Genomic DNA, 3,409 nt, shown 5'->3' with positions numbered 1-3,409 from the left:
CGGCGCAGGGATCCCTCGCCATGATGGCCCGGGGCGGTGTCACCACCGCCATGGACCACCACTACGTCTACCCGCGCGGCTGCGGCGACCTGTCCGGATCCATCATCCGGGCCGCCGCCGGCATGGGGGTGCGCTTCACCCTGGCCCGCGGTTCGATGGACCGCGGCGAGCGGGACGGCGGGCTGCCCCCGGACTTCGCCGTGGAGACGCTCGAGGACGCGCTCCGGGCGACCGAGGAGACCGTCGAGGAGCACCACGACGCCTCCTTCGACGCCATGACCCAGGTGGCGGTCGCCCCCTGCTCGCCGTTCTCGGTCTCCACCGAACTGCTGCGCCAGGGAGCCGAGCTGGCGCGCCGGCTGGGGGTGCGGCTGCACACCCACGGCTCGGAGACGGTGGAGGAGGAGAAGTTCTGCCACGAGCTGTTCGGCATGGGCCCCACCGACTACTTCGAGTCCACCGGCTGGCTCGGTGAGGACGTGTGGATGGCGCACTGCGTCCACATGAACGACTCCGACATCCAGGCCTTCGCCCGCACGGGGACCGGTGTCGCCCACTGCCCCTCGTCCAACGCCCGCCTCGCCGCCGGCATCGCCCGCGTCCCCGACATGCTGAAGGCCGGCGTCCCGGTCGGCCTGGGCGTGGACGGCACCGCCTCCAACGAGTCCGGCGAGCTCCACACCGAGCTGCGCAACGCCCTGCTGATCAACCGGCTCGGCACGCACCGCGAGGCCGCGCTGAACGCCCGCCAGGCGCTGCGCCTGGGCACCTACGGCGGCGCCCGGGTCCTCGGCCGGGCCGCGCAGATCGGCTCGCTGGAGCCCGGCAAGCTGGCCGACGTGGTGCTGTGGCGGATGGACACCCTCGCCCACGCCTCCATCACCGACCCGGTGACCGCGCTGGTCCTCGGCGCCCCCGCCCCCGTCACCGCGTCGTTCGTCAACGGCCGGCAGATCGTGGCGGACGGCCGCCTGCTGACCGCCGACGAGGACGCCATCGCCGTCAGCACCCGCGAGGAAGCCCGGCGCCTGGCCCGGATCGCCGCTCAGGACTGAGCGGCGGCCCACCCCCGAGACTCCGGCCGGGAGGGACGGCTCCCGGCCGGGACCCGTGGATCCGAGCGGGATCCACGGCGATGCCGTCTCCGGGGCGCGTGTGGACGCACGCCCCCGGAGACGGTCCACCCCCACGACCGCCGTCACACCCCCACACCCCCACAGACTCGTCACCGCTCAATTTCGCCACCCCCCTGCGAGGGTCCCGCACGACCCCGCACCACCTCCAAACCCACGTCGACGATGACGTGTCACCCGCCCGGAGGAGCCGCCGTGGCCGCCCATCCCGTAGACGAGAAACTCCCCGCCCTGAAAATGGCGACCAGCGGACTGCAGCACGTGGCCGCCATGTACGCCGGTGTCGTCGCACCACCGCTCATCGTCGGCGCGGCCATCGGCCTCAGCGCGACCGAGCTGACCTTCCTCACCGGCGCCTGCCTGTTCACCGCCGGCCTCGCCACCTTCCTCCAGACGCTCGGCATCTGGAAGATCGGCGCCCGGCTGCCCTTCGTCAACGGCGTCACCTTCGCCGGTGTCGCCCCCATGACCGCGGTCGTCGCCTCCACCAAGGACAAGGCCGACGCCCTGCCGATCATCTTCGGCGCGGTCATCGTCGCCGGTGTCCTCGGCTTCATCGCCGCCCCCTTCTTCAGCAAGGCGATCCGCTTCTTCCCGCCGGTCGTCACCGGCTCCGTGATCACCCTGATCGGCGTCTCCCTGCTCCCCGTCGCCTTCGGCTGGGCCCAGGGCCCCAACCCCCGGGCCGACGACTACGGTTCGACCACCTACCTCACCCTGGCCGGCCTCACCCTGCTGATCGTCCTGCTGCTGCGCCGCTTCACCCGGGGCTTCGTCAAGCAGATCGCCGTACTGATCGGCCTGGTCGTCGGCACGCTCATCGCGATCCCGTTCGGCGTCACGGACTTCGGCCCGGTCGCCGACGCCGACGTGGTCGGCTTCCCCACCCCGTTCCACTTCGGCGCCCCCCAGTTCCAGCTCGCCGCGATCCTCTCCCTGTGCGTGGTCATGGTCGTCTCCATGACCGAGTCGACCGCCGACATGCTGGCCCTCGGCGAGATCGTCGAACGGCCCGCCGACGAGAAGACCATCGCGGCCGGCCTGCGCGCCGACACCCTCGGCTCCGCGCTCAGCCCGCTGTTCAACGGCTTCATGTGCAGCGCCTTCGCCCAGAACATCGGGCTGGTCGCGATGACCCGGATCCGCAGCCGGTACGTCGTCGCGACCGGCGGCGGCTTCCTGGTCCTGATGGGCCTGTGCCCGATGGCCGCCTCGCTCATCGCGGTCGTGCCCCGGCCGGTCCTCGGCGGCGCCGGCATCGTGCTGTTCGGCTCGGTCGCCGCGAGCGGCATCCAGACCCTGGTCCGGGCCGGCCTGGACAAGGACAACAACGTGCTGATCGTGGCCGTGTCCCTGGCGGTCGGCATCATCCCGATCACCGCGCCGGAGTTCTACCACTCCTTCCCGGAGACCGCGAAGATCGTCCTGGACTCGGGCATCTCCACCGGCTGTGTCACGGCCGTGGTGCTCAACCTCCTCTTCAACCACCTCGGCAAGGGCCGCGAGGCCCAGGACGTCACCCATCCCATGGAGGCGGGGGAGGAGATCGCCGCCGTCCGCTGACGCCGGGCGCCGAGCCGGCGCCGATCAGGCCGGGGGAGACGGGTGACACCGTCACCCCCGGCCCCTTTCCGTGCCCGGGGCCTACAGGCCGAACAGGCCGGGATCCGTGGCCAGTTCCTTGAACACCGCGCGCGGGTCGGCGACCAGCTTGCGCTCGGTGAGGTTCATGATGCCGCCCACCGCGGTGATCTCGGCCGCGAGCGTGCCGTCGGTCTTGCGTATCTCCTGCCGGATCCGGAACGTCTTGCCGTCGCCCCACTCGAAGGCGCACGTCACATCCACCTCGTCGCCGGCGAGCAGTTCACGCCGGAAGCCGATGGTCGTCTCCAGGGCCACCGGGCCCACGCCCTGGCCCACCAGCCGGGCCTGGCTGATCCCGGCCGCCTGGAGCAACGACCAGCGGGCGTGCTCGGCGTAGTTGAGGTATACGGCCTGGTTGAGATGTCCCTGGGTGTCGGTCTCGTAACCGCGGACGGTCACCCGGACGGAAAACGGTTCGGCCACTGCGTGCCCTTCTCGTGTGCGGTGCTGCGGTCGTTCGGTGCTGCGGTCGTTCGGTGCCGCGTCGTTCGGTTCTGCGGTCGACCGATCCTGACACGCCGGTCACACCCGGCGCGGCGAGGCCAGCAGAAAGCGGGACCTCGTCCTGGGCTCGGTGTACTCGCCCGCCTGCCAGCCGGTCTCCTGAAGCGTCGCCGCGCAGGCCGCCAGCG

General features: G+C 71.7%; 3 protein-coding genes. 2 read left to right on the top strand and 1 reads right to left on the bottom strand.

Annotated elements, in window-relative coordinates; all coding sequences use genetic code 11:
- Together H5J33_RS28075 and H5J33_RS28070 are read left to right on the top strand one after the other, a co-directional pair.
- A partial coding sequence (locus H5J33_RS28075; protein ID WP_181797634.1) for an amidohydrolase family protein occupies positions 1–1,055 on the top strand: 1,055 nt, incomplete at its 5' end.
- Positions 1,056–1,298: 243 nt separating this feature from the next.
- Positions 1,299–2,696, top strand: coding sequence for a nucleobase:cation symporter-2 family protein (locus H5J33_RS28070; protein WP_220212815.1), 1,398 nt, complete (start codon positions 1,299–1,301; stop codon positions 2,694–2,696).
- A gap of 81 nt (positions 2,697–2,777) precedes the next feature.
- Here the strand turns inward: H5J33_RS28070 and H5J33_RS28065 are convergent, their stop codons facing one another.
- Positions 2,778–3,200 (bottom strand): thioesterase family protein, encoded by a 423-nt coding sequence (locus H5J33_RS28065; protein ID WP_181797632.1) that lies wholly within the window; start codon positions 3,198–3,200, stop codon positions 2,778–2,780.
- Positions 3,201–3,409 lie beyond the last annotated feature (209 nt).

Origin of the sequence: Streptomyces sp. WELS2, assembly GCF_013870595.1 — a bacterium.
Lineage (GTDB): Bacteria > Actinomycetota > Actinomycetes > Streptomycetales > Streptomycetaceae > Streptomyces.
The sequence above is the reverse complement of the archived record's forward strand: the minus strand, read 5'-3'. Positions and strand labels throughout refer to the sequence as shown.

Coding starts and splice junctions, on each gene's coding strand:
- H5J33_RS28070 (WP_220212815.1), top strand. CDS start 1,299: ATGACGTGTCACCCGCCCGGAGGAGCCGCCGTGGCCGCCCATCCCGTA.